The organism is Nocardia sp. NPDC057272 (assembly GCF_042668615.1).
Lineage (GTDB): Bacteria > Actinomycetota > Actinomycetes > Mycobacteriales > Mycobacteriaceae > Nocardia.
Window position 1 is genome coordinate 39,554 of the sequence record NZ_JBHUYK010000029.1, and the last position, 23,861, is coordinate 63,414.

At 67.1% G+C, this 23,861-nt stretch carries 26 protein-coding genes; 9 read left to right on the forward strand and 17 right to left on the reverse strand.

Annotation, left to right across the window (positions count from 1 at the left end; genetic code table 11):
• Window positions 1–590 precede the first annotated feature (590 nt).
• The 3 genes from ACFULV_RS28995 to ACFULV_RS29005 all read right to left on the reverse strand — a co-directional run bounded on the left by ACFULV_RS28995 (window position 591) and on the right by ACFULV_RS29005 (window position 2,573).
• A complete protein-coding gene (locus ACFULV_RS28995) occupies window positions 591–1,004 on the reverse strand; it encodes an actin-binding ADF family protein (RefSeq protein WP_378662147.1) in 414 nt (137 codons plus the stop codon).
• Window positions 1,005–1,142: 138 nt separating this feature from the next.
• Window positions 1,143–1,709, reverse strand: a complete 567-nt coding sequence (locus tag ACFULV_RS29000; protein ID WP_378662149.1) for a nicotinamidase — start codon at window positions 1,707–1,709, stop codon at window positions 1,143–1,145.
• 606 nt (window positions 1,710–2,315) lie between these two features.
• Window positions 2,316–2,573 carry a hypothetical protein gene (locus ACFULV_RS29005; protein ID WP_378662152.1) on the reverse strand — a complete coding sequence of 86 codons (258 nt, stop codon included), beginning with the start codon at window positions 2,571–2,573 and terminating at the stop codon, window positions 2,316–2,318.
• Window positions 2,574–2,909: 336 nt separating this feature from the next.
• Between ACFULV_RS29005 and ACFULV_RS29010 the strand changes: the two genes are divergently transcribed.
• On the forward strand, window positions 2,910–3,527 hold the full coding sequence (locus ACFULV_RS29010) for an alpha/beta hydrolase (RefSeq protein ID WP_378662154.1): 618 nt from the start codon (window positions 2,910–2,912) through the stop codon (window positions 3,525–3,527).
• Between the two features lie 81 nt (window positions 3,528–3,608).
• Here ACFULV_RS29010 and ACFULV_RS29015 read toward each other — a convergent pair whose 3' ends face one another.
• Window positions 3,609–4,607, reverse strand: coding sequence for a helix-turn-helix transcriptional regulator (locus ACFULV_RS29015; protein ID WP_378662157.1), 999 nt, complete (start codon window positions 4,605–4,607; stop codon window positions 3,609–3,611).
• A gap of 103 nt (window positions 4,608–4,710) precedes the next feature.
• On the opposite strand from ACFULV_RS29015, the gene ACFULV_RS29020 reads away from it, so the two are divergent.
• The 4 genes from ACFULV_RS29020 (at window position 4,711) to ACFULV_RS29035 (ending at window position 7,410) form a co-directional block, all read left to right on the forward strand.
• Entirely contained in the window at window positions 4,711–5,097 is a 387-nt protein-coding gene (locus ACFULV_RS29020; RefSeq protein WP_378662159.1) for a VOC family protein, read from the forward strand.
• A 194-nt stretch (window positions 5,098–5,291) separates the two neighbouring features.
• On the forward strand, window positions 5,292–5,897 hold the full coding sequence (locus ACFULV_RS29025) for a TetR/AcrR family transcriptional regulator (RefSeq protein ID WP_378662162.1): 606 nt from the start codon (window positions 5,292–5,294) through the stop codon (window positions 5,895–5,897).
• Window positions 5,894–6,661, forward strand: a complete 768-nt coding sequence (locus ACFULV_RS29030; protein ID WP_378662165.1) for a maleylpyruvate isomerase family mycothiol-dependent enzyme — start codon at window positions 5,894–5,896, stop codon at window positions 6,659–6,661. Before ACFULV_RS29025 ends, ACFULV_RS29030 begins: the two co-directional genes overlap by 4 nt.
• A gap of 23 nt (window positions 6,662–6,684) precedes the next feature.
• Window positions 6,685–7,410, forward strand: a complete 726-nt coding sequence (locus tag ACFULV_RS29035; protein WP_378662167.1) for an MBL fold metallo-hydrolase — start codon at window positions 6,685–6,687, stop codon at window positions 7,408–7,410.
• 65 nt (window positions 7,411–7,475) lie between these two features.
• On the opposite strand, the gene ACFULV_RS29040 is transcribed toward ACFULV_RS29035, so the two are convergent.
• The gene (locus ACFULV_RS29040) at window positions 7,476–8,627 is read right to left on the reverse strand and encodes a hypothetical protein (RefSeq protein ID WP_378662169.1); all 1,152 of its coding nucleotides are present in this window, start codon (window positions 8,625–8,627) and stop codon (window positions 7,476–7,478) included.
• Window positions 8,628–8,638: 11 nt separating this feature from the next.
• Window positions 8,639–9,565, reverse strand: coding sequence for a metal-dependent hydrolase (locus tag ACFULV_RS29045; protein WP_378630996.1), 927 nt, complete (start codon window positions 9,563–9,565; stop codon window positions 8,639–8,641).
• A gap of 118 nt (window positions 9,566–9,683) precedes the next feature.
• Between ACFULV_RS29045 and ACFULV_RS29050 the strand changes: the two genes are divergently transcribed.
• Window positions 9,684–10,292: a TetR/AcrR family transcriptional regulator gene (locus tag ACFULV_RS29050; RefSeq protein ID WP_378662172.1), complete on the forward strand. Its 609-nt coding sequence runs from the start codon at window positions 9,684–9,686 to the stop codon at window positions 10,290–10,292.
• A gap of 48 nt (window positions 10,293–10,340) precedes the next feature.
• Here the strand turns inward: ACFULV_RS29050 and ACFULV_RS29055 are convergent, their stop codons facing one another.
• From ACFULV_RS29055 to ACFULV_RS29075, 5 genes are all read right to left on the reverse strand, one after another.
• Complete coding sequence (locus ACFULV_RS29055; RefSeq protein ID WP_378662175.1) at window positions 10,341–10,910, reverse strand: ABC transporter permease; 570 nt, start codon at window positions 10,908–10,910, stop codon at window positions 10,341–10,343.
• A 25-nt stretch (window positions 10,911–10,935) separates the two neighbouring features.
• Window positions 10,936–11,955: a medium chain dehydrogenase/reductase family protein gene (locus ACFULV_RS29060; RefSeq protein ID WP_378662178.1), complete on the reverse strand. Its 1,020-nt coding sequence runs from the start codon at window positions 11,953–11,955 to the stop codon at window positions 10,936–10,938.
• 85 nt (window positions 11,956–12,040) lie between these two features.
• A complete protein-coding gene (locus ACFULV_RS29065) occupies window positions 12,041–12,610 on the reverse strand; it encodes a TetR/AcrR family transcriptional regulator (protein ID WP_378631002.1) in 570 nt (189 codons plus the stop codon).
• Between the two features lie 52 nt (window positions 12,611–12,662).
• Window positions 12,663–13,469, reverse strand: coding sequence for an SDR family oxidoreductase (locus ACFULV_RS29070; protein ID WP_378662181.1), 807 nt, complete (start codon window positions 13,467–13,469; stop codon window positions 12,663–12,665).
• Window positions 13,470–13,473: 4 nt separating this feature from the next.
• Entirely contained in the window at window positions 13,474–14,253 is a 780-nt protein-coding gene (locus tag ACFULV_RS29075) for a crotonase/enoyl-CoA hydratase family protein (protein WP_378662183.1), read from the reverse strand.
• Window positions 14,254–14,506: 253 nt separating this feature from the next.
• On the opposite strand from ACFULV_RS29075, the gene ACFULV_RS29080 reads away from it, so the two are divergent.
• Window positions 14,507–14,926 carry a YciI family protein gene (locus ACFULV_RS29080; RefSeq protein WP_358059691.1) on the forward strand — a complete coding sequence of 140 codons (420 nt, stop codon included), beginning with the start codon at window positions 14,507–14,509 and terminating at the stop codon, window positions 14,924–14,926.
• Window positions 14,927–14,932: 6 nt separating this feature from the next.
• The gene (locus ACFULV_RS29085) at window positions 14,933–16,210 is read left to right on the forward strand and encodes an RNA polymerase sigma factor (protein WP_378662186.1); all 1,278 of its coding nucleotides are present in this window, start codon (window positions 14,933–14,935) and stop codon (window positions 16,208–16,210) included.
• A gap of 83 nt (window positions 16,211–16,293) precedes the next feature.
• On the opposite strand, the gene ACFULV_RS29090 is transcribed toward ACFULV_RS29085, so the two are convergent.
• Entirely contained in the window at window positions 16,294–17,091 is a 798-nt protein-coding gene (locus tag ACFULV_RS29090) for an LLM class flavin-dependent oxidoreductase (RefSeq protein WP_378662189.1), read from the reverse strand.
• A 104-nt stretch (window positions 17,092–17,195) separates the two neighbouring features.
• Here ACFULV_RS29090 and ACFULV_RS29095 point away from each other — a divergent pair, with 104 nt between their 5' ends.
• Window positions 17,196–18,554 (forward strand): MFS transporter, encoded by a 1,359-nt coding sequence (locus ACFULV_RS29095; RefSeq protein ID WP_378631010.1) that lies wholly within the window; start codon window positions 17,196–17,198, stop codon window positions 18,552–18,554.
• Between the two features lie 55 nt (window positions 18,555–18,609).
• Here ACFULV_RS29095 and ACFULV_RS29100 read toward each other — a convergent pair whose 3' ends face one another.
• The 5 genes from ACFULV_RS29100 to ACFULV_RS29120 form a co-directional block, all read right to left on the reverse strand.
• On the reverse strand, window positions 18,610–19,086 hold the full coding sequence (locus ACFULV_RS29100) for a nucleoside deaminase (RefSeq protein WP_378631012.1): 477 nt from the start codon (window positions 19,084–19,086) through the stop codon (window positions 18,610–18,612).
• The gene (locus tag ACFULV_RS29105) at window positions 19,083–20,063 is read right to left on the reverse strand and encodes an ornithine cyclodeaminase family protein (RefSeq protein ID WP_378662191.1); all 981 of its coding nucleotides are present in this window, start codon (window positions 20,061–20,063) and stop codon (window positions 19,083–19,085) included. Before ACFULV_RS29105 ends, ACFULV_RS29100 begins: the two co-directional genes overlap by 4 nt.
• Before the next feature lie 28 nt (window positions 20,064–20,091).
• Window positions 20,092–21,018, reverse strand: a complete 927-nt coding sequence (locus tag ACFULV_RS29110; RefSeq protein WP_378662194.1) for an ABC transporter permease — start codon at window positions 21,016–21,018, stop codon at window positions 20,092–20,094.
• Window positions 21,015–22,076 (reverse strand): ABC transporter permease, encoded by a 1,062-nt coding sequence (locus ACFULV_RS29115; RefSeq protein ID WP_378662244.1) that lies wholly within the window; start codon window positions 22,074–22,076, stop codon window positions 21,015–21,017. Before ACFULV_RS29115 ends, ACFULV_RS29110 begins: the two co-directional genes overlap by 4 nt.
• 155 nt (window positions 22,077–22,231) lie before the next feature.
• Window positions 22,232–23,857 carry an ABC transporter ATP-binding protein gene (locus tag ACFULV_RS29120; RefSeq protein WP_378662197.1) on the reverse strand — a complete coding sequence of 542 codons (1,626 nt, stop codon included), beginning with the start codon at window positions 23,855–23,857 and terminating at the stop codon, window positions 22,232–22,234.
• Window positions 23,858–23,861 lie beyond the last annotated feature (4 nt).

The following is a 23,861-nucleotide window of genomic DNA, read 5'->3' on the forward strand; positions in this document are numbered from 1 at the left end:
CCATGATCGGATCGTAGCGGTGATGCGGCCGATGAAGTGGCCGATACTCGGCAGATACGGACGTTCGTGACCGCGCGCCAAGCGGCATGTGCGGACGTTCGGACTGCTGCCCATTCTGAGCTCATGAGGGTCGATGGAATTGGTTCGACTGTCGGTAAGGGAGCCCTATCGGCGGTCAGAATCGAGCGTCCGAGCCGATTGAAACGCTGATCGCCAACGCCATCCCTCTGCGTATGCCGATATGACGGCCCTCGTTCACCGCCTTCTCTATAACCGAGCACAGTTCGATTGCCAAAGTCCGCCGATACCAACGTCTTCAATCAGATGGCACACAACGGTGCGCCGAGTAACCCGCACACCGAAAGTTTCGGAGTTCGGCTGGGCGCATAGCTACCAGATGATCTCGGCCCGTTGATCTTCGGGCGTGCCGCGTGGCCGGTTCGAACAGCGCGCCGCGCGGCGATACCGGATGTTGGACCACCACGATCCAGACCGCTGCACCGGTGATGCCCGGGTGAGCGCGGGCGCGCGCCCTCGGGGAAGCTGTCTCCGCCCGCGACCTCCATCGAGATCCCGCTAGGTATCGGCGGTCATTGGCGGCGTGCCCTGTCAAGGACCGATTCGTAGGAGACCTCGTCGTAGGCGGTGCCCCGAATGTCGATCTGGATTCCGTCGAGCGACTTCCTGAACGCGTCCTTGGCCGATATATACTGCATCTTCTCCTTGATTCGGGCGGTGTCTGGCGTCCAGTCGACGAAGACGATCTTCTTCCGTGTCCCTCCCTCCACGTCGTACTTGAAGTCGTAAACGGCGAAGCGGCATTCGGTATCCGGCAGATCGGCCACGAATTCGTCATACGAAGTCGACGAGGACGTCTTCTTGACCACGACCGCGGTGTTGTCGTTGTTGAGGATGAAGGTGATGTAGCGGTATTTGCCCTTGAGCTTGAGTTCCTGGAAATCAGCCTTGCACTGCTGATCGACGCCTACCCCTGGTGTGGTCATGACAGCCTCCGCTCGATGAGTCTCTCGGTTGTCGCGCAACAGATATTGGGCATCCAGCCTGCGATGCGCCGCAAGTGCATGCTATCGGCTCCAGACGGGAGCTGGCCGCCGAACTCGATCGGCCCGATGAGTGGTCGGTCAACTGTCGATGTTTGCGACGATTTCCACGCCCTCGGCTTGGAGCTCGTCCAGTGCCCGTTCGATGCTGGCGGGGGAAACGCCTGCGGACAGGTTCACGAGTACTCGGGTGTCGAACCCGGCGGTGCGGGCATCGAGAGCGGTGGCGCGAACGCAGTGGTCGGTGGCGATGCCGCAGACGTCGACGGTGTCGATGCCCTTGGCGCGCAACCAGTCCGCGAGGGCCGTACCGTCCTTGGTCGTGCCCTGGAATCCGGAGTAGGCGGCGGCGTAGGCGCCTTTGAAGAAGACCTCGTCGATCGGCGCGGTGTCCAGGTTCGGATGGAACTCGGCGCCAGGGGTGTCGATTCGGCAGTGCGGCGGCCACGAGTCGACGAAGTCGGGGTTGTCGGAGAAGTGTGCACCGGGGTCGATGTGGTAGTCGCGGGTGGCGGTGATCGCGGCATAGTCGCTGGCGTGTAGATAGTGGCTGATCCGTTCGGCCAGCGCGGCTCCGCCCGTGACGGGCACCGCACCGCCCTCGCAGAAGTCGTTCTGTACGTCGACGATGATCAGAGCTGTGCTCATGACGCCTCCACGAGATCGGTCCCGCAACGATTTTCGGCCAACATTTATTCTAGGTGGCTATCACCAGTGCGCGTCGCCGATTGCGCCATAGGACCAACGGGATTCGGACTCATCTCTTGGATCCGCCGCGGAACCGGTGTAGTTGCCCCTCGGTTGCAGCGAACCAGGTTCGTCCGCGGCAGCAGCAGGACCAGCCTCGACCGATGACAGACAGAGCACGGTCGTGCCGACGACTCCGATGATCATCCGCGACACGACCCGCCTGCCTACCCGGCCCGGGGCGACACCGATATTCCAGGCAGGACACGAACCCGGACAGCCGAACCGTCCCGGCCGCTGAGATCAGTCGCTGGTCACACATGCTCACCGACGCATCGGCACTTCCCGAGCAGATCTACAGAGCACCCGCCCTCGATCCCCGGAACATCCTGAAATCGGCATGAGCGGACGTTCGACCGTGGGCAGCTCACCTGGAACCGACTCCTGAATTTGTCACGGTATTGCCACATCTCACCCAAACGGCCCGGACGCAGCAGGTCCGTCACAGAAACACTTCGCCACGTCGCGGAGGAGTACGGACATCAGCAGGTCACCACCCGTCGAGTCTCACGGATCGGTGCGCACAAGGTCGTAGACGTAGGACCGTTCACCCTTGCGGCTCACCCACACGCCCTCCGGAGGAATCTCGCCTTGTCCAGGTTCGTTGAACGGGCGACTCGATACCTCATCGGCTGCGTTGCACACCACCCAACCGAAGCCGGGGAGTCGGCGACACCAAATATCGAGGTCGGTCCGCATCGGACCATTCTCACCAAAGACCTCGACACGAACAATCAGGTCCCCGCTCAGGTTGACGAGAACCACAGGGACACCCCGCCGTACTCTCTGACGTCTCGATCGCATGAACGGGTGAAACCGAGGTCAGTGCTATCGCGACCCCTGGTCGCGGGGCCCTGATTTGGGTTCGCCTGCATTGTGGTCCCGCGCCCCTCACACCTCGAGGGCGCCGGTGGCGTCGGCTCCGCTGGGTGCGAGCAGCCTTGACCTGTGAGCATATGCGCGTGAACGGCAGGCTGTATCGAGCAGGCAGTGAGCTAGCCCCAATACCTGCACTCCCAACCCAGAGCATGGTCAAATGCCGGCACCCGAGGGTGTGAGCGCGCGTTCGCCGGCGGCTTGAAACCCGTAGTGTCTGTTTCGATGACGGCATCGACACACGCTCACTGCTTCCACGCTGGCACTGACGGCAGATCACCGCTCGTCCTGCTCCACGGCTCGCACGGCAGCGAATCCGACCTCATACCTGTAGCCGACGAAATTGCCCCAGAAGCACCAAAACTGAGTATCCGCGGCACAGTCAGCATGGATGAGGGGTATGCCTTCTTCCATCGCTTGCCGGACCGTCGCGTCGACCCGGACGACATCATCGCCAGGATGCCGATGCTGGCAGGTTTCATCGCAACCGCCTGCGCTGACTACAACCTCACCACATGCCCCGTCGCAATCGGTTTCTCCAACGGCGCCATCATGGGTGCAGCTCTGCTCATGACCTATCCGGAACTGCTGGCCGGAGCGATCCTCTACCGTCCCCTGGCGCCGTTCACCCCTGATCTAGCCGACCGCGTCGACAACACTCCAGTTCTGATAGTCGACGGTGCTCACGACAACCGCCGGTCACCCGCGGACGGTCTTCAGCTGGCTGAACAGCTGCGTCGTGCGGGAGCCCGGGTAACCCATCAGGTGCTATCGGTCGGCCATGCGATCACCGCCGAGGACAAAATCGTTGCGCGCGAATGGCTTCTGGCGCAGAGGCGCTAGGTTCAAGGGCGGCTCCTGCTCCAAGTTCAGGTTCAGCCTGGCGGTGCGATTGCCAGCTGGCCCAGCTGATCTCGGCGATGCTCAGTCATCGGCGTTACCGGACGGTGGGTTCTGGTCGGATGTCGTGGCGGCGGTGAGGCGCTGGCCCAGGGCGCGCACGGCGTCGTTGAGGGCGTCGGGGTGCTCGATGACGAAAGGGCGGTTCAGGGCGGCGAGGACGGGGGGAATCCAGTCGAGGTGTTCGGCGCGGATGAGGACTCGGACCCAGGGGGTGGGATCGGTGGGTGGGGAGTCTATTTCGTGCAGCGTTGCGATGGTCGCGGGGAGTAGTGGGCGGATTTGGGTGGGTGTGCCTTGGACGCGGATCGATACCTCGTGTCGGTAGGGGGCAGTGGCGAGTGCGGACACGAGGTGGGTGGTCGGGTCGAATTCGTTGGGTGGAGTGAAGGTTTCGGGGAGGGTGGTTGTCTCGGTGATGCGGTCCAGTCGGAACTGGCGTAGGTCGTCGCTGTTGTTGTCCATCGCCGTCAGGTACCAGCGGCCGGAGTGGGCGACGAGGCCGTAGGGGTGCACGGTTCGCTGCGAGTGTTGTCCGTTGCGGTCGGTGTAAACGATGGCGATCGGTCGGTGTTCGCGGGTGGCCGCGGCGATGTCGAGGAGGACGGCGGTTTCGACCGGGACTTCGGGGCGGGCGCCGACGGTGAATTCGGCGGTGTTCATCAGTGCGTCGAGACGAGCACCCAGGCGTGCGGGCAGGACGCGGCGGAGTTTGGCGGTCGCGCTGTCGGCGGCGTGGGCTGATGTCGTCGGATGGCTGGTGAGGAGTCCGAGCAGCACGGCTACCGCCTCGTCATCGGTCAGCATCAGCGGAGGCATCCGGTAGCCGGGAGCGAGTCGGTACCCGCCGTAGCGGCCGCGGACCGAGCGGACCGGGATATCCAGATCGGTGAGATGGGTGACGTATCGCCTGACGGTGCGTTCGTCCACGCCCAGCCGCCCAGCGAGGTCGCCGACGGTATGGGTACCGCCCGCCTGCAACATCTCGAGCAGGGCCAGTACTCGGGCAGTGGGGCGCGTCATCCGGCAATTCTCCCATCGATACCGGGCGGAAACTGTCCGGTATCGCCTCTACCGTGGGATTCGGCGGTGGAACTTCCGCCCTTCCCGACAGCAGGAGTACGCAATGAACCTCGTCTCGATCCGCCTGATCACCGACGACATCGAACGGCTGGTTGGCTTCTATCAGCGAGTGACCGGTGTCGAAGCCCGGTGGGCTACACCGGATTTCGCCGAGATCGTCACGCCGGCCGGCACACTCGCGATCGGAAGCGTGCGTACGGTGGCATTGTTCGGGGCCGGCAGCGCGCGCCCCGCCAACAATCACACCGCGATCATCGAGTTCATAGTCGGCGACGTCGACGCCGACTACCGCAGGTTGCGCGACTCCGTCGAGGACTTCGTCAACGAGCCGACGACGATGCCGTGGGGCAACCGGTCGCTCCTGCTCCGAGACCCCGACGGCAACCTGATCAACCTGTTCACACCGGTCACCGCGCAGGCTGTCGGGTAGGCCCACAGAAATCCAGGATCGGAGCGAAACATGCTGTCGGAGAACATGTCTGATCGCATGAATGCGATGCCGATCGGCGCAATTCTGCCTGCGCGCCCTTCTTGGATCAGATAGCGGCGCGGATCCCCCAGGCTGATGCGCTCCATCGTTGACCGTGTGCCTAACGACGTTCATAATAACTAACTATGGACGCTATGCCGAGGCGTGATCGGAAAGCGGAACGGCGTGAGGCGACGCGGCAGGAAATTGTCGAGGCCGCGTGGGAGATCGCACGTGAGCGGGGACTGGCGCAGCTGACACTGCGCGAAGTCGGCGAGCGGATCGGAATGCGGGCGCCGTCGCTGTACTCGCACTACGGATCGAAGAACGCGATCTACGATGCGATGTTCGAGCAGGCTTGGAGTGAGTGCGAGCGCGTCTCGCTCGACGCGCTACGCTCGGCACCCGCGGACCCTCGCGGCCTCGTGCGCGTCGTGGCACTGGCGTACTTCGATTTCGCGGTTGCCGATCTCGCCCGCTATCAGCTGATGAACCAGCGCACGATCCCGGGATTCGAACCCTCGCCCGATGCGTACGCGTCGGCGGTCCGCGCGCTCGACGAGGTCATCGCGGTGTTCGCCACGATCGGCGTGACCGACCGCGACGACGTGGAGATCTGGATCGCGGTCCTGTCCGGCCTGGTCGATCAGCAGCTCGCCAACGATCCGGGCGGGCACAGTCGGCGCAAGCTGCTGGACCGCGCCGTGGACATGTGGGCCGACAGTGTCGGCCTTCCGCCGACGAAGGAGCCGCAGAAATGACGGCTGTCGAGCAGACGGCGGTGACTGCGCGGCGCGCGGCGCTCACCCATGCCGACGCGATGCGGCTCGCCCGCGACGAGTACTTGCGCTTCGCCGACGCGGTCGCCTCGCTCGACGGTGACGACTGGACCACACCGACCGAGTGTGTCGGGTGGACCGTGCACGACCTCGTCGCCCACGTGGTCGGTATGTCCACGATGGCATCCTCCCCATTGGAGAATGTCCGCCAGACCCGGGCTGCCCGCAAGCGGTTGCGGCCCGGCCGGCAGCTCGTCGACGCCGTGACCGCGTATCAGGTCGAACGATTCGGACAGCAGACGACGGATCAGCTGGTCCGGTCGATGGCGGCCATCGCACCCAAGGCCGCGGCAGCGCGCGGACGTACCCCGAGGTTGCTGCGCAATCGAACAATCCCCGAGCAGCAACTGGTCAACGGCGCCGCCGAACGGTGGACCATCGGGTACGCCATCGACACGATCCTCACCCGTGACCCGTGGATGCATCGGATCGACCTGGCCCGGGCCACCGGGCACGCTCTCGTGCTGACCGAGGAGCACGACGGGGCGATCGTGGCAGATGTGGTCCAGGAATGGGCCGCCCGTCACGGCATGCCCTACAACCTGCGCCTGACAGGCGCGGCCGGAGGCCGATGGCATTGCGGCACAACGGATGAACGCCTAGACCTCGACGCGATCGAATTCTGTCGCATCCTCGCCGGCCGCGCCGAAGGCGCCGGACTACTGACCATCCAAGTGCCGTTCTGACACTGCACCGAATCGAGCCGACCATGACCACCACCATCGATGAGATCGCCCCCGACATCTACCGCATCTCGACGTTCGTGCCCGACATCGGCGAACAGGGGCTGACGTTCAACCAGTTCCTGCTCGCCGATGATCAGCCGCTGCTGTTCCACACCGGGCATCGCGCGATGTTCGCCGACGTCGCGGCGGCGATAGCACGGATCACACCGGTGAACCGGCTGCGGTGGATCACCTTCGGGCACGTCGAATCCGACGAATGCGGGTCGATGAACCAGTTCCTCGCCGCCGCCCCCGAATCGCAGGTCGCCCACGGTGCCGTCGGCTGCATGGTGTCGCTGGACCACATGGCCGACCGGCCACCGAGACCGCTTGCCGATGGCGAAACCATCGAACTCGGCCGGATGCGAGTGCGCCACATCGACACCCCACACACCCCGCACGGCTGGGAAGCGCGGGTGTTGTTCGAGGAAACCACGCAGACTCTGCTGTGCGGGGATCTGTTCACCCACCTCGGTGCGGGTGCGGCCCTCACCACAGACGACATCGTCGCCCCCGCCGTTCACACCGAGGACCTGTTCGCCTATTCGTCGCTCGCACCGGCGACCCCGATGATCGTCGACGGACTCGCCGAGCTCGCACCGAAAACGCTGGCGCTGATGCACGGTTCGTCGTTCACCGGCGACGGCGGCGCCGCGCTGCGCGCGTTGGCCGACAGCTACCGCCACCGCATCGGCGACGCCACGGCGTGATGGCTTGCCGCAGGCGATAGATGCCGAGCGGAAGGGGATGTTCTGCTGACCGCTTCGAGCGCGGATCAGCCCGGGGCTTGTGGTGCTGCCGCCACGGGTGCGTCCGGGGTGGGCCGTGCGCGCGGCACGGTGAAGGTCGCCAGGACCGAAGCGATCGCGACGGCGAAGCAGGCTGCTGTGTACCAGAGGTTTCCGATGGGGTCGCCGTTGGTTGTTTCGCCGTTGACGGCGGCGAAGAAATCGGGGAGCGACGCTATCCAGAGAGCGGCGAAGACGACCAGGTAGAGAGTGGCGAATCGTTGGACGAAGGGGTCTTCGTACTGCGGGGGTGTGGCGGTTCCCCGGCGTAGTTCGGTCCATTGGCGGACCATGACGATCCCGGCGACCACCGCGAGGACGGCGAGTTCCAGTGCGTAGACGATGCCGCGCACGGTGGTGCCGCTCATGCCGATGACAGTGGCGGGCAGGGGGAGCAGGAAGGTGCCGACCGAGGCCAGCAGGCCGATGACGATAGTGCGCCAGGTCAATTCGACCCCGGAGAAGTGTCGGCCGTCGTCGACGTGACGGCCGACGAAATACTGCACGCAGAAGGCCAGCGACATCGGCCACAGGGCCGCGAACACGACGACGCTGCCCATCGGGACCGAATCGAACATCGGCTGGTTGATCGGGTTGTCGATCGACCATTCCCACCAGCGCAATTGGGGACCTAGGTGGTCGAAGATCTCGTAGAAGGCGTGGTGGACGAAGCCGACGCAAGTGGCGCCGATCAGGGTGCCGAAGCGGCGGAAGATGCCGAGCATCCGGACGATGCCGAACGCCATCGTCGCCATCAGCGGGTAGATCGCGATGATGTAGATGGGTAGTCGGCCCCAGAGGAAGTCCACGGTGAAGACGTTGTGCGCGAACATCGTGTCGACGTGTTCTTCGATGCCGAACGCCGCCGGGAAGTACAGCGGCGGTTCGATGACGAACAGGTAGGCGGTGGCGCCGAACCACAACACGAGATTGGTCGGGTCGCCGTGGCGGCGCAGGCGCGCGATCGCGTACCAGAGCGCGAGAACCGCGCCGACGACGATGGTGAGCTCGAGGACCGGCAGGGTCCAGTTCTCGAGGGCGAACGGGTTGCGGAACTCGACGAGTCCGCCCGCCTCCTCGCAGGAGAAGCCGAGTTCGTGAGCGAGTTCGGCGAAGGTGGGGGAGCAGTGTTCGGCCATCGGGCTACCTTCTACGAGCTGACGGAATCGGCTGTGTACCAACGGGTTACGTCGTAACCTTCGTCATAGCGGCGAAACCACTCGTCGGCGAGTGCGGGCAGCTTCTCGTGCGCCGGATTGTGCCCGGGCGTCTGACTGCGGATGATGCCGCCCAGCGCGACGAGCTGTTCGCGCAGACCGAGATCGTCGAACGCGCGCGGCATCGTGCCGTTGTCGGCCGGCTGGAGGAACGGCAGCCACCGGCGCAGGGTCTGACCGCGGCGGTAGTTGGCGAACATCGACAGCGCGTCGACCTGCCGATCTTCCAGCGGCACATGCTCGTTGAAGCCCTCGCACGCCACCCGGATCACCTGCAACACGTGCCGGAAGATCGAGGCCGCCACCCGCATCCGGTACAGCTCGCTGTCGACCACCGAATTGAAGATGATCAGCGCCGAACTGCGGTGCTCGACTTCCTCGACGAAATGCCAGATGAACAGTGAGGCGACGCGGTCGTCGCCGGGGGCGAACAGATTCTTGTCGTTGTCGAGCATCAGCTTGAACACCGGCGTGAACGTCGCCTCGAGGTCGGCGGTGTAGGCGAGGCGGTACTTCACCGAGGTCTCGGCGGTGAGCTTGTCGAACTCGCCGATCACCGCGTCGAGGGTCTGCTGCAAGCCGGGATAGCGGCGGATCAGCGCCTTGACATGCTGGCGATGCGCCGTCGAATGCTGCCCTTCCTGGCGCATGAAGGCGTCGGCCTCCGACGCCACCTCGGGGTCGGTGATCTGCGGTTTCGCCTGCGTGATCAGCTGCACGATCATCTTCTCGAAGCCGATAGCCAGGAACGAAACGGCATTGGCCATCGACGAGAACGCCGGGTTCTGTGGATTCCACAGAAACGGCACGTCGTAGTCGGAGAACGCGAAATCCATTTTGCGGACGTGAAGGTCGGTCACGGTGAGTTACCTCGTTGGTCGGCCACGGTTGATAAAGCAATCATACGAATGAGCCTTCAAGTGTATGATCACTTTCACGGAATTCGCCCTGACCTGGGGTTGTGCTAGCGTCCACGTGGTGGCGCGTAGACGTGGGTGGGGCGGCAGTCCGCCGGGTGACGATGCGGAGGCGACGCGCCGGATCATCGCTGCCGCGGTCGAACTCATCGGCCGGACCGGTGCGGAGATCAGCATCGCCGACGTGGCGGAGTCCCTCGGTGTCATCCGGCAGACGGTGTACCGGTATTTCCCCAGTGCCGACGCGCTCATGACCGCCTCGGCCATCGCCTCGGTCGACGATTTCCTCGATCGACTCACCCGTCAGGTCAGCGGCCTGGGCGACCCGGTCGAAGCGATGACAGAGGCCGTCGTCTTCACCCTCACCGATGTTCGCCGGACCCCCCACCTGGGGATTCTGCTGTCGAGCTCGTATTCCAACGCCCACCCGGAAGGCATGACCTCCGACGAGGCCCAAGCCTTCGGTATGACCATGATCCGCCGCTTCGATGTCGACTGGGCCGCCCACGGCTACGACGAGCCCGCGCTGCGCGAACTCGTCGAATACGTGCTGCGCACCATGCAGTCGTTCTTCTTGTCGCCGGGCAACCCGGCACGCTCCGACGACGAACTGCGCCGATACCTGCGGCGATGGATGGGATCGGCGATCGGCGCGCAACAGAGGGGCTGAACGGCGAACGCGCCCGCCCGGAATTCCGGGCGGGCACGTGACCGATGCTCAGCGCGCGGCGGCGATCCTGCGTGGCTCGAGCGCGGCGGCGAGCAGATAGCTGCCGCCGCCGGCCAGTGCCAGTGCCCAGTACAGGTACGCGCCGTCGAGAAACAGTGCGGCCGTAGAGCTCACGGCCAGCCAGGCGCCGAGCGTGTACTGCAGGACGTCGCGGTACGCGACACCGCCGGCGAGGTAGAGCAGTCCGACGATCAGCCCGGACCCGGTCGGCCAGAGAGTCGCGGCGGTGTCGGGGCTCAGCGTCGAACCGAGCGCGGTGATCAGGAAGAACAGCGCGGCGAAACCGATCAGCCACGATACGCCGAGCAGGTTGCCCACGACCGCTTCCTGTCCGGTCGCGCCGCGTTGGGCTCGGAGGGAGACGGCGGTGGTCACGATCATGGCCGCCAGCAGGCCGACACCCAGCAGCGCGGTCGGTACGAATCCGGGGAGGTCGAGCAGGGGGTTCGGGCCATGGCTGAGGGCGAAGGTGCCGTGGCCGACCAGCCAGGCGAGGCCGAAGCTCAGGTAGATGGGGCGATTGTCGAGGACGGTGCGGACGGGCTGGGAAACGTACATGACTGATCTCCAGGGTGTGAGCGGGTCAGGCGCTGACGAGGACGACTTTGCCGGTGACGGTGCCGGATTCGGCGAGCTCCAGAGCTCGGGCGGCATCGGTGAGAGTGATGCGGGCCGCGACCTGGGCGGTGACGGTGCCGGCGGCGGCGAGTGCGAAGACCTGCGACAGATCTTCGGCGATCCGAGCACGGAAGCGGGTGATGTTGCGCTTGCCGGCCCACAGGTTGTAGAAGTGCGCGTTTCGCTTGTTGGGCAGCATGTTCCACCACAGCAGGCGGGCGAACAGTTTCAGCACGGGCAACCGGGAGTCGCCCTCGTCGTTCTTGGTAGCTGCCGTTCCGTAGGAAACGAGGGTGCCGCCGTCGGCGAGCAGGCCGAACGAATCGCTGATGCCGGGCCCGCCGATGTGATCGAACACCGCGTCGACACCGTGCGGTGCGATGGCCCGAACCTGGTGTGGCACATCGGCGCGGTAGTCGATCCAGGTGGCACCGAGCGCGGTGACCGCGTCGGCATGGCGAGCGGACGCGGTGCCGATCACGTGAATGCCCGCGGCACGGGCCAATTGGACCAGGGTCGAGCCGACGCCGCCGTTGGCGCCGTGGACGAGGATCGTCGCGCCCGGCTGAACAGCGGCGACGCGGTGCAGCATCTGCCAGGCGGTGATGCCGTTCACGACAAAGGTTTCCGCATCGGCGGCGTCCAGGGTGTCCGGCACGGGGATCAGATCGGCGGCGTCGAGGTCGACGTGGCTGCTCCAGCCGCCGGTCTTGGTCAACGCGGCTACCCGCTTGCCCACCAGCGTCGCGTCGTGGGCCTCGACCACCGTGCCGACCAGGTCGTAGCCGGGCACGAAGGGGAACGGCGGCTGGTCGTAGTACTTGCCGCGGCGCATCTGCTGCTCGGCGAAGGACACCCCGGAGGCATCGACTCGAACCAGTGCGCGACCCGGTGCGGGTGCGGGGAGTTCGCGTCGGGTGACGAGCAGGCCGCTGGGGTCGACGCGACCGGGCAGGACGATTTCGGTGGCGGTGGTGGTGTTCATCAGGGGCTACCTTCCGTGGTGTGTGACTGGTCAATCACTCTTGCTGCAAAAGAAAGCTCCACCCTGAAAAGGCTGGAGCGAAGGGTCAGTGGGCTTTCGGGTGGCGCATTCCGGTGGTGAGAGCGGTGGCCCACGCGCTGTCGTTGCCGTCGAGTCCGAGGGTGGTGACGAGGTGGCAGAGCTGGCCGTAGGCGATGAAGTACTGGATCTGCTCGGGAGTGCCGCCGGAGCGGCGCTGCACGAACGTGGTCACCTTGGCCAGGCCGCGGCGCAACGCGTCGGCGATTTCGGGGATGTCGGTGGCGGACTGGGCGTGCACCTGCAACATGAGCAGGCTCTTGTCGGCGATGAGTTCGGCGTAGGCGCCGCCCATGTCGTGCAGGATGGCGGCCGGGTCGGTCGCGGTGGAATTGGCCGCGCCCGTGGACATCGCGCGTTCGACGAGCTCGAAGCAGTGATCGAGCGCGGCGACGAACAGGGCGACCTTGCCGGGGAAGAGTTTGAAGACGTAGGCGGGGGAGATGTCGGCGCGCGCGGCGACGGTGTTGATCGGGGTGCCGTGGTAGCCGGTCTTGGCGAACTCGATGATCGCCGCGTCGACGACCGCGTCACGCCGGACGTCCGAGGTGGAGAGGGTGGCACCGCGCTTGGTCATGTGAGTGACTGTACACTCACTCTCTGGAGGGCGTCAACGGGTGACCGGAGATTCAGTGCAGATCGGCGAGGGCGGTGTCCACGTCCGGGCCGGTCAGGCTGTGCCGATTACTGCGCATGACCAGGCGCAATGGCCGTGGGCAGTCCTGGACAGCGGAGTGGCGATCAGTTGCCGCGACGCGCGCCGGTGCGCCGAGATGGTCGCGGACCCGGGTCATGAGGTCGTAGCGGCTGAGAGTTTCCGCGCCCGCGAGGTGCACGACGCCCGCCTCGTCGACGAGCTGCCCGAGCGCGGGCGCCAGGCTGGGTAAGTACAGCGGATTGCAGACGATATCGGTGCGCGCGTGGATCTCGGGTGCGGCGAAGCGGGCCAGGAACTTGCTCGACAGTGGACTGCGCCCGTAGACGAGGGGCAGGCGCACGACCAAGTGCCGGTCGCGTTCGAGGACCAAATCCTCGGCGGCCACCTTGGTCTCGCCGTAGACGTTGATCGGTGTGCGCGTTGCGCTTTCGTCGTAGTGCTCGGCGGTGCCGTCGAAGACATTGTCGGTCGACAGGTAGACGAGCTTCGCGCCCGTGTCGCCGATGGCGTCGAGCAGCGGGACCATCGGCGCCACGTTCGCGGCATGGGCCGCGGCGGGATCACGCTGCGCGGCACCGAGATCCACGACACCGGCGGTGTGGACAACGACATCGAAACCTCGTGCGACGAGTGCGCGCACCGCGCCGGTGTCGGCGAGATCCACCGGGGCGAGCCCGTGCCCGCCCCGGCTGGTCCCGACGACCTCATGGTTCGCGGCGAACTGCGCGTGCAGCGCGCTGCCGACGAAACCGGAGGCGCCGAGGATCAGGATCCGCACCGTGTCAGCGCGCCTGCCAGTTCGGCTTGCGCTTCTGCGCGAAAGCCATGGCGCCCTCGCGCATGTCCTCGGTCTGGGCGACCCCCACGATCTCGCGGTTGGTCTGGTCCCAGGCGGCGTCGTCGGCGAGCTTTCCGTCGATCATGCCCAGTGCGACCCGCTTGCTCGCCTGCACCGCCAGTGGCGCGTTCTCGGCGATCCGACCGGCCAGGGCCAGCGCGGCATCGAGGACCTCACCGGCGGGCACGACACGGTTGATCAGGCCCAGCTCCAGCGCGCGGGCCGCGGTGATCGGCTCACCGGTGAGGATCATCTCCATCGCGACCTTGCGGGGGAGCTGCTCGGGCAGGCGGAACGCGCCGCCTGCCGCGGCGAACAGGCCGCGGGCGACCTCGGGCAGGCCGAAGGTGGCGGTCTCGGCGGCGACCGCGAGATCGCTGGCCAGGACGAGTTCGGTGCCGCCGCCGAGGGCGAAACCGTTCACCGCGGCGATGGTCGGCTTGCTGATCGGATGCCGGACGTACCCGGCCAGGTTCCAATCCTCATGTCCCGGGGCGAGAATCGACTCACCGCGGCTCAGCGCCTTGAGGTCCGCGCCCGCACAGAACGCCCGCTCGCCCGCGCCGGTGAGGACCACCGCGCGGATCTGCGGGTCGGCCTCGGCTCGCTCGAGCGCCTCGCCGACCCCCGTGCTCACTTCGGCGTTGACCGAGTTCATGGCCTCGGGCCGATTCAGCACGATGACGAGCACATGCTCGCGTTGCTCGACGAGAACTGCGCTCACGAGTGACTCCTTCGCTAGGTGGCTGCCAGCATGACAAACCTCTTCGATCTGTATCACGCCGGACGATCTTGAATACCCGAATCGGGGATTCGTGTCCGTCGTCGTCGCGCGCACCCGGCACTCGTCGTAGGCTGCCGAACACTCGCGAAAAAGAATTTTCGGCCGGGTGTCGATCCGCAGCGGTGCCCGTTCGACCTAGGGATGAACACAGGGCCCGGCAAGCGGGTCCACACCGATCCGAGGAGACGAAATCATGAAGTTCATGCTGATCATGCGCGCCACCGACGAAGCCTGGGCCGCGGCGGCCGACATCGACTTCAACGAGATGCTCGAGACGATGGGCAAGTTCAACGACGAGTTGATCAGCGCCGGGGTGCTGGTCGCCGCCGAGGGGCTCGACGACGCGGCGCAGGGCGTGGTCGTCGACTACTCGTCGGAGACCCCGGTGGTCACCGACGGGCCCTACGGGGAGACGAAGGAACTGTTCGGCGGGTTCTACATTCTCAACGTGGCCTCCAAAGAGGAGGCGATCGAGTGGGCCAAGCGCATGCCGGTCGTCGTGCCGGGCACCAAGACCGAGATCCGACGGGTGCCGAGTATCGATGAATTCCCGCAGGACAATGTCTGGGTCGCGAGGGAGCGCGCGTGGCGTGAGGCCACCGGCCAGCTCTGAGACACGATGAGCGACCACACCGGCCGCGAGGCCGTCGCCGCCGTCTGGCGGATCGAATCGGCCCGGATCGTCGGCGCCCTCGCGCGCTACACCCGCGACTTCGCGATGGCCGAGGATCTCGCCCAGGAGGCGTTCGCGGAAGCACTGGTGACCTGGCCGCGCGAAGGCGTGCCACGTCAGCCGGCCGGGTGGTTGCTCACCGTCGGCAGACGCCGGGCCATCGACGCGTTCCGTCGCCGGGCCGCCCTCGACGACCGCTACACCGCCCTCGCCGCCGACCTCGGCGAAGGCGACGCGCTCACCGGCGGGGACCCTGTGCGTGCTGGGCACGACGTGCTGTGGGATCCCGATCAGATCGACGACGATGTGCTCGCGCTGATGTTCATCTCGTGTCACCCGGTGCTCTCGCGGGAGGCGCGGCTGGCCTTGACGCTGCGCGTCGTCGGCGGTCTGACCAGCGACGAGATCGCCAAGGCGTGCCTGGTCCCGACCGCGACGGTGCAGGCAAGGATCACCAGGGCGAAGAAGACCCTCGGCGCCGCCGAAGTCCCGTTCGAGGTGCCGCCCGTCGCCGAGCGCCGAGCCCGGCTGGGTTCGGTGCTCGGGGTCATCTATCTGATCTTCACCGAGGGGTCGTCGGCCAGCACCGGCGACGACCTCATCCGCTTCGATCTCGCGGGGGAAGCGCAGCGGCTGGCCCGCGTGCTGTCGCGGCTGATGCCCGACGAACCCGAGGTCTACGGACTGCTGGCGCTGCTCGAACTGACCGCGGCGCGATTCCCCGCCCGCACCGGTCCCGACGGTGAGCCGATCCTGCTCGAACAGCAGGACCGCCGCCGCTGGGACCGCTCGGCGATCCGGCGCGGTCGTGCGGCGCTGGTGAAAGCCGGTGCGGTCGGGCGTGGGCTGGGCGCCTACGGGCTGCAGGCCGCGATCGCCGAATGTCACGCCGTCGCACCGTCGGTCGAGCGGACCGACTGGGAGCGGGTGGTGGTGCTGTACGAGGCACTGGGCAGGCTCGCACCGTCGCCGGTGGTGGATCTCAACCGGGCGGTCGCGGTGTCGATGGCCGACGGGCCCGCCGCGGCCCTGCCGATCGTCGACGAGATCACCGCATCCGGCGCCCTGTCCACCTCGCACCTGCTGCCCAGCGTGCGCGGTGAACTACTCACCCGGCTCGGCCGCACCACCGAAGCTCGTGCGGAGCTCGCCGAAGCCCTCCGCCGGTGCGGCAACGAACGTGAGAAGACCGTCCTCGCAAACAAACTCGCCGGACTCGCCTGATCGTCGAGCACCGCGATCCGCGCGGTGTGGTGAACCGCTCGGCCATGGCCGAGCTGCCTTGTTCGCTCGGTGCTCGATCCAGCTCAGTCGGGGCCTCGGCGAACGCGGGTGATCGCCGCCGCCTTCGTGCACAGCATCGGCAGTTCGGCCAACCACCAAGTCGCGCCTGCCTTTTCGTAGGCCGCACGGTCGCGGTCGGTGGAGGCGGCCACCGCGACCGCGAAATCGTTCAGATCGCCGCGGTGTTCGGCGATGATCGCCAGCATGTCGACGAGTTCATCCGGACTCGCCTCGGGGCAGAGCCCGTCGTAGCGTGCCGCCCGCCGCAGCGGGGCCCGGTGGACGGATTGGGCGGCGACCCAGATCGGGATGCGCGGCCGCTGGAGGGGGCGTGGCAGGAATTGCAGCCCGTCCACCCGATAGGCGGGACCGTCGTGGTGGACGACCTCGCCCGACCACAATTCGGTGATCACCGTCAGCGCCTCGTCGAGTCGCTGCGCGCGGTCCCGTGGGGCGCTCACCTCGCCGAGCCGGGAGAACTCGCCGGTCGCCTCGGACCCGAGGCCGACGCCGAGGGCGAGCCTGCCGTTGCTGAGCAGATCGAGAGCCACGGTTTCGCGGGCCACGTCCTGGGGGCGCCTGCGTGACAAGGGGGTCACACGTGGACCGAACACCACCCGGCTCGTCGCGGCGGCGATCGCGGCCAGTCCGATCCAGGCGTCGCCGACAGCGAGACCCTCGTCATGGGGACGGGCCACGTGGTCCCAGACGAAGACGCCGTCGAAGCCCGCGGTCTCGGCTTCGACCGCGATCTCGGCCAGCACTCGCGGGTCGGCCAGTTCGCCGAACGGCGGCAGATATACCCCGTGTCGCAGGACCATATTCGCAGTATAGAGGCCATAAATGCCGGTCTTCGCGCGCTCGTAACGTTTGCTCGCAAAGAGGTCGGGTATTCGTGAAAGGCGACGACGAGAGGGTGTTGTGGATGTCAAGGGAATCGAAAACGGTGCTGCACCGGGCAATCGGTGCGTCGGCGATCGGTAATGCGGTCGAATGGTTCGACTATGGTGTCTACGCCTATCTGGCGACGTATATCGCGAGATCGTTGTTCCCCGGTGACGGCGAGTCCGGGATGGTCTACACACTGCTCGGCTTCGCCGTATCGTTCCTGATCCGGCCGGTCGGCGGCATGATCTGGGGTCCGCTCGGCGACCGTATCGGGCGCAAGCGCGTGCTCGCCACCACGATTATTCTGATGGCCGGATCCACTCTCGCCGTCGGCCTTATCCCGAGCTTCGACATGATCGGCATCGGCGCCCCGATTCTGCTGTACGCGCTGCGCATGATCCAGGGACTTTCCGCCGGTGGTGAATACGGTGGCGCCGCGACATTCATGGCCGAATACGCACCCGATCGCAAGCGTGGATTCTATGGCAGTTTCCTCGAGGTCGGCACGCTCGCCGGCTTCACGCTCGGCAATCTGGTCGCCCTGCTGCTGGTGAATGTCCTCGACGACGCGTCGATGAATTCGTGGGGCTGGCGCATCCCGTTCATGATCGCCGGTCCGCTCGGCCTGATCGGCATGTACCTGCGCAGCCGGGTGGAGGACACCCCGGTGTTCCGCGAGGTCGACAGCAAGGACGAGACCGAGGAAGTCTCCGGCGTCTATCGCGATCTGGTGACGAAGTACCTGCGCCCGGTGCTGACTCTGTTCGGCCTGGTGATCGCGCTGAACGTCGTCAACTACTCGCTGCTCAGCTACACCCCGACCTACCTCGGCTCCACGATCGGCATGGAGGAATCCGATGCCTTGCTCGTGCCGCTGATCGGCCAGGTCGCGATGCTGTGCACCTTGCCGTTCCTCGGTGCTCTCTCAGACCGGATCGGGCGTAAACCGATGTGGATGTTCTCGTGCGCGGCGATGATGATCGCGGTGATCCCGGTGTACCACCTGATCGGTTCCTCGCTCACCGGCGCGATCGCCGGCTTCGCGATCCTGGGCCTGCTCTACGCTCCCCAGCTGGCGACGATCTCGGCCACGTTCCCCGCGATGTTCCCCACCATCGTGCGTTTCGCCGGTGTGGCGATCGGCTACAACGTCGCCACCTCGATGTTCGGTGGCACCGCTCCGGTGGTCAACGAGGCGATCATCAGCGCGACCGGCAACAACATGGTGCCGGCGTATTACATGTTCGGTGCGTGCGCGGTCGGCCTCATCGCGTCCTTCTTCCTCATCGAGACCAAGGGTGTCTCGCTGCGCGGCACCCAGGTGCCGGGCACGCCCGAGGCGATCGAGGAACAGCGTGAACTGGGCGAGCCCGCCGAGGTCGTCGCGGTGAAATAGTTCGTGCACCGAGGGTGCGGCGTCGATGCGGCGCCGCGCCCTCGGTGTGTTCGGGCTAGTTCTTCGCGGCCGCGCGGAACACGGCGAGAGCTTCCTCGCCCAGGTGCGGTCCGCTGACCTCGATCGACACGTTCGAGCTCGCGACGACCTCGGCGCAGGTGAGTCCGAAACTGGTGCTCGGGGGCATGATCGGCCCGAATTCGGCTGCGGCCGCGGCGAAGACGATGCGACCGACCCCGGCCCACACCATCGCGGCAGCGCACATCGGGCACGGTTCGCCGCTGGCGTAGACGGTGGCGCCACGCAGTTTCGCCGCGTGGCCCGCGGCGGTCGCGAGGGTGATCGCGACCAGTTCGGCGTGGGTGGTGACATCGCCGGTGGTGTTCACCGCGTTCACGCCCTCGGCCAGAACCGCGCCGTCGTGGCCGAGGGCGACAGCGCCGAAGGGGCGGTCGCCGAGCGCAGCGGCGTGCCCGGCGAGGTCGATGGCGCGGCGCAGATGGGTGATGTCGATATCGGTCAGCTCGCTCATGAGGTGAGATCCACTTCCGTTCCGATGCCGTTGGCGCGGGCCTTGTCGATGAGCAGGCGGGCCGCGGCCAGATCCTGCAGGCCGATGCCCACCGAATTGAACAGGGTGATGTCGCGGTCGCCGCGACGGCCGGCTGCCCGGCCCGCGATCACCTCGCCGAGCTCGGTGCCCACCGCGTCCTGGGTGATCGCGCCTTCGGCGATGGCCATCAGCGTGTCGCCGGACTTGGTGAGCGTGGTGCCGATCGAGTCTACGACGACCCTGGACCGGCGCATGGCCTCGCCGTCCACCTCCCGGTGATCCGCCCTCGGCGGTGCGCCCACAGCGTTGACGTGCAGGCCCTCGCCGAACCAGGCGCCGTGGACGATCGGCTCGCGTGAGGGCGTGAGGGTGCACAGCACGTCGGCGGCACGGGTGACCGCCTCCGGGCTGTCGAGGACACGTACCTCGAGGCCGAGATCGGCTACCGCACTGCGGAATCGGTCGACGGTGGCGGCGGTGCGCGACCAGACCAGCACGGTCTCGAGCTCGCGCACGGTCGCTATCGCGCGGGTGTGCTCGACGGCCAGATTGCCCGCGCCGATCACGCCGAGTGCCGAACTCGATTGTCGGGACAGGTATTTCGTCGCCACCGCGCTGGCGGCGGCGGTGCGGACGGCGGTGACGAGGCGTCCGTCGATCAGGGCCTCGCACGAACCGTCGGCCGCCGAGGTCACCACGATCACCGACCGCTGCACCGGCAGACCGCGCGCGCGATTGGCGGGCAGGTCGGCGAGCAGCTTGACGGCGGCGGCACCGGCGGATTCGGCGGCGGCGACCATGGGCACGAAGGCGGCGCCGCCCAGTGCCATCGCCGGTGGGGCGGGGGCGAACGCGGTGCCCAGTGCCAGATCGGCGTGCGCGCGCTCGACGGCGGCGAGCACCTCGCCGCGATCGAGGACGGCGGTCACATCGGAGTGCGACAGGATCAGAGTCAACGGTGGCTCCTACGAAAGTGGTGGCGGGTCAGGAAGTTCGGGCGAAGGCGACGGTGAGGTCGCGCGGCGAGCGGCTGTTGCCGACCAAGCCGCTGACGGCGACGATCGCGATCAGATAGGGCAGCATCACCAGCAGCGCGAACGGCACATCGACACCGAGGGCGGGCAGTGCGAACTGCAGGGCCTGGGCGAGGCCGAAGAACACCGATGCCCAGATCACCCCGAGCGCACGCCAGCGGCCTGCGATCACCGCGACCACGGCGAGATAGCCGATGCCGCCGGTCATGTTGTCGCTGAACGAATGCACCTCCGACAGCGCCAGTTGCGCGCCGCCGAGGCCGGCGGCGAACGCGGCGAGCAGCACACAGCCGTAGCGGACGGCCTTCACGGGCAGACCGGTGCGGTCGGCCGCGACGGCGTCCTCGCCGATCGCGTCGATCACCAGACCCAGCTTGGTGCGGCGGGAGAACACCAACGCCAGGACGGCGACGATCGCGATGCACAGATAGCCGAGGGCGGTCTGCCCGAACAGAGCGGGACCCAGCACCGGGATATGGTGCAGCACAGGTACTGGTAGCGCGTCGAAGCCGGGAACGCTGTGGCCCTTGCCGTCGTCGAGCAGCAGACGCGCACCGTAGGTGGTGGCACCGAGCGCCAGGGCGTTGCTCGCGATGCCGACGACGATCTGGTCGGCGCGCAAGCCGATACTCCAGATCGCCTGCAACACACCGAAGAGCAGGGCAGCGAGCACCGCGGTGGCCGCGCCGAGTACCGGCGAACCGGTGGTGACGGCGCCGAGCACACCGGCGAACGCGCCGGTCAGCATCATCGCCTCGAGGCTCAGATTGAGCACACCCGCGCGCTCGCTGACCAGCTCACCGCTCGCGGCGACGAGGATGGGCAGGGTGAAACCGATTCCGCTGGTGGCGATATCGGTGACGGTGTCGAGGCTCATCGCGGCGCTCCTGCCAGATCGGCGATGCCCACCGAGGGAACCGGTTGTGGTGCGGCGGGTTCGGACTTGCGTCTGCGATAGGTCCAGATGGCGGCGCCGGCGATGAACACGATCATCAGCGACTCCACGACCGAGATGGTCGACGCGGGCACATTCGCGGCCAGCTGCAGGTTGATCCCGCCGGAGACGAGGAACCCGAGCAGCAGCGACACCGCGACCACCGCGGCCAGTGAGCCACGTGCCAGCAGGCCGACGACCAGACCGGAGAATCCGTATCCGGAGGAGAACCCTTCGGCGAGGACGAACGGCGCCGTCGCCACCAGCAGCCCGCCCGCGACGCCGGAGAACGCGCCCGCCGCCGAGAGGCTCAGGAAACGCAGCCGCCGCACCGGCAGCCCGAGCCGCGCCGCCGCGTCGGGATTGAGCCCGACCGCCCGCAATCGGGTACCGAGTGCGGTGCGGCGCACCAGGATCGCGGTGCCGAACGCGGCCACCACGGCGATCCACAGGGCAATGGTCGCGGGGGAGCGTTCGATGCCCAGCAGCGGCAGATGCGCGGCCGCGGTGAGCTGTTCGGACTGCGGCAGCGTCTCCGAGGACGTCACCGGCTGGCGCAGCAGCGCGGGCTCGTGCACGACGAGCAGCACCAGCGCCAAGCCGACGAAGTTGAGCAGCAGCGTGGTGATGATCTCGCTGGTGCCGCGCGCGACCCGCAGGTACGCCGCGATGGCGGCCCACGACCAGCCCGCGGCTGCCGCCCCGATCAGCACCGCGGGCAGGGTGATCGCGGCGGGCGCACCGGTGAGCGTGGTGCCGATCGCGGTGGCGGCGATGCCACCGGCGCAGATCTGGCCCTCGCCACCGACATTGATCAGCCCGGCGCGGTGGGCGATGGTGAATCCGACAGCCACCAGCATCAGTGTGGCCGCGACATTGAGCGAGGCGCCGATCGCGTAGTCGCTGCCGAACATGCCCTCCCACAGTGCTGTCATCGTGGCGCCGGGTGCGGCGCCGGCGACCGCGGCCAGGATCAGCCCGATCACCCCCGCCGCGAGCATCGCCGCGACGGCGACAACGATCGGGTGGTGTGCCCACTGGTGCAAGCCTGCCGGGTGCTGCTTCGAGGAAGGCTTGCCGAGCCCGCGCAGCACGCCCAGCGACGTTCGCCGAGGTGAGGGCGCGGTGGCCGCGGTCGTGGTCCGACTCGGTGCGCTCATGCCGCGACTCCCATCATCAATTCGCTGATCTGTTGTGCCGCTGCGGGATCGGAGGTCTCGATCGGTCCGGCGAGTGTGCCGCGATACGCGACGAACACTCGGTCGCACAGCGCGAGCAACTCGGGTACCTCGCTCGACACCACCAGCACCCCACAGCCGTCGGCGGCCGCATGGCGCAGCTGGGTCAGCACGAAATCGACTGCGCCGATGTCCAATCCGCGCGTCGGCTGGGCGGCGACCAGACAGCGCAGGTTCGCGGCGGACAGCTCGCGGGCCAGCACCACCTTCTGCTGATTGCCACCCGAGAGCGAGCCCATCGGCACCCACGGCCCGGCAGCGCGCACGTCGAAGCGGTCGAGTTCTGCCTGGGCGGCGCGGCCCATGGCCTGCTTGTCGAGCAGTCCGAAGCGCCGGAAGCGGCCGAGTCGGCCGAGGAAGAGGTTCTCCGCCAGGGTCATCTCGGCGACCATCGCGTCGCGGTGGCGGTCCTCGGGCACGACGCCGAGTCCGAGCCCGGTCCGGGTGGCGGGGGTGGCGGTAGTGATATCGGCCTCGGCGAGCGTGACCGTGCCGGCGCTCACCGGGGTAGCCCCGGCGAGGACCGCGACGAGCTCGCTCTGCCCATTGCCCTCGACGCCCGCGATCCCGACGATCTCGCCGGGCCGCACGACCAGACACGCCTCGTCGAGCGCCGCGCTGCCGTCGGCGCGATGCACGGTCACTCGATCGATGGTGAGAACCGGTGCGGGGGAATCGGATTCGGCAGACGACACGAGACCGGCGCTGGACGGGGTCGATTCGGTGGCAGGGCCGACCGGGAGAGCCGTTGCGGGTGAATCTGCTGTCTTCGCCGAATCGGCGGGATCCAGGCCGATGGTAGCGGCGACGGTCGGGTCGAGGTCGGCAGCGGTGCGGCCCACCATCGCGGTGAGCAGCTGGGCGATGGTGGTGTTCGACATCCGCCCGCCACCGGCGACCGTGCCGCGGCGCAGCACGGTCGCGGCATCGGCGACCCTGGCCACCTCACCGAGTTTGTGCGTCACCAGGACCACCGCTTTGCCGTCGGCGGCGATGGCGCGACAGGTGTCGATCAACGCGTCGATCTCGGCCGGATCGAGCACTCCCGTCGGTTCGTCGAGCAGGATCAGCGCCGGATCACGCAGCAACGCCTTGACGATCTCGACTTTCTGCCTGGCGCCGACCGGCATGGTCGCGACCTGCTGGCTGAGGTCGACGCGCAGGCGGTAACGCTGCGCGATCTCGTCGAGCCGGTCGGTCAGTTCCTTGCGGCGCGACCGGAGTCCGTGCTGGGTGAGCAGCAGGTTCTCCGCGACGGTCATGGTGGTGACCAGACTGAAGTGCTGGTGCACCATGGCGACACCGGAAGCCATCGCGGCGGCGGGGGAGTCGGGCCGGAAGTCCTTGCCGCCCAGCTGCATACGTCCGGTGTCCGGGTGGTAGCCGCCGAAGACGACATTGCACAGCGTGGACTTGCCCGCGCCGTTCTCGCCGAGAATGCAATGGACAGTGCCGGATTCGACGGTGACGTCCACATCGTGCAGCGCCTGCACGTCGCCGAAGCGCTTGCCGACCCCGTGCAGGGTCAATGCGGGAGTGTTCATCGTG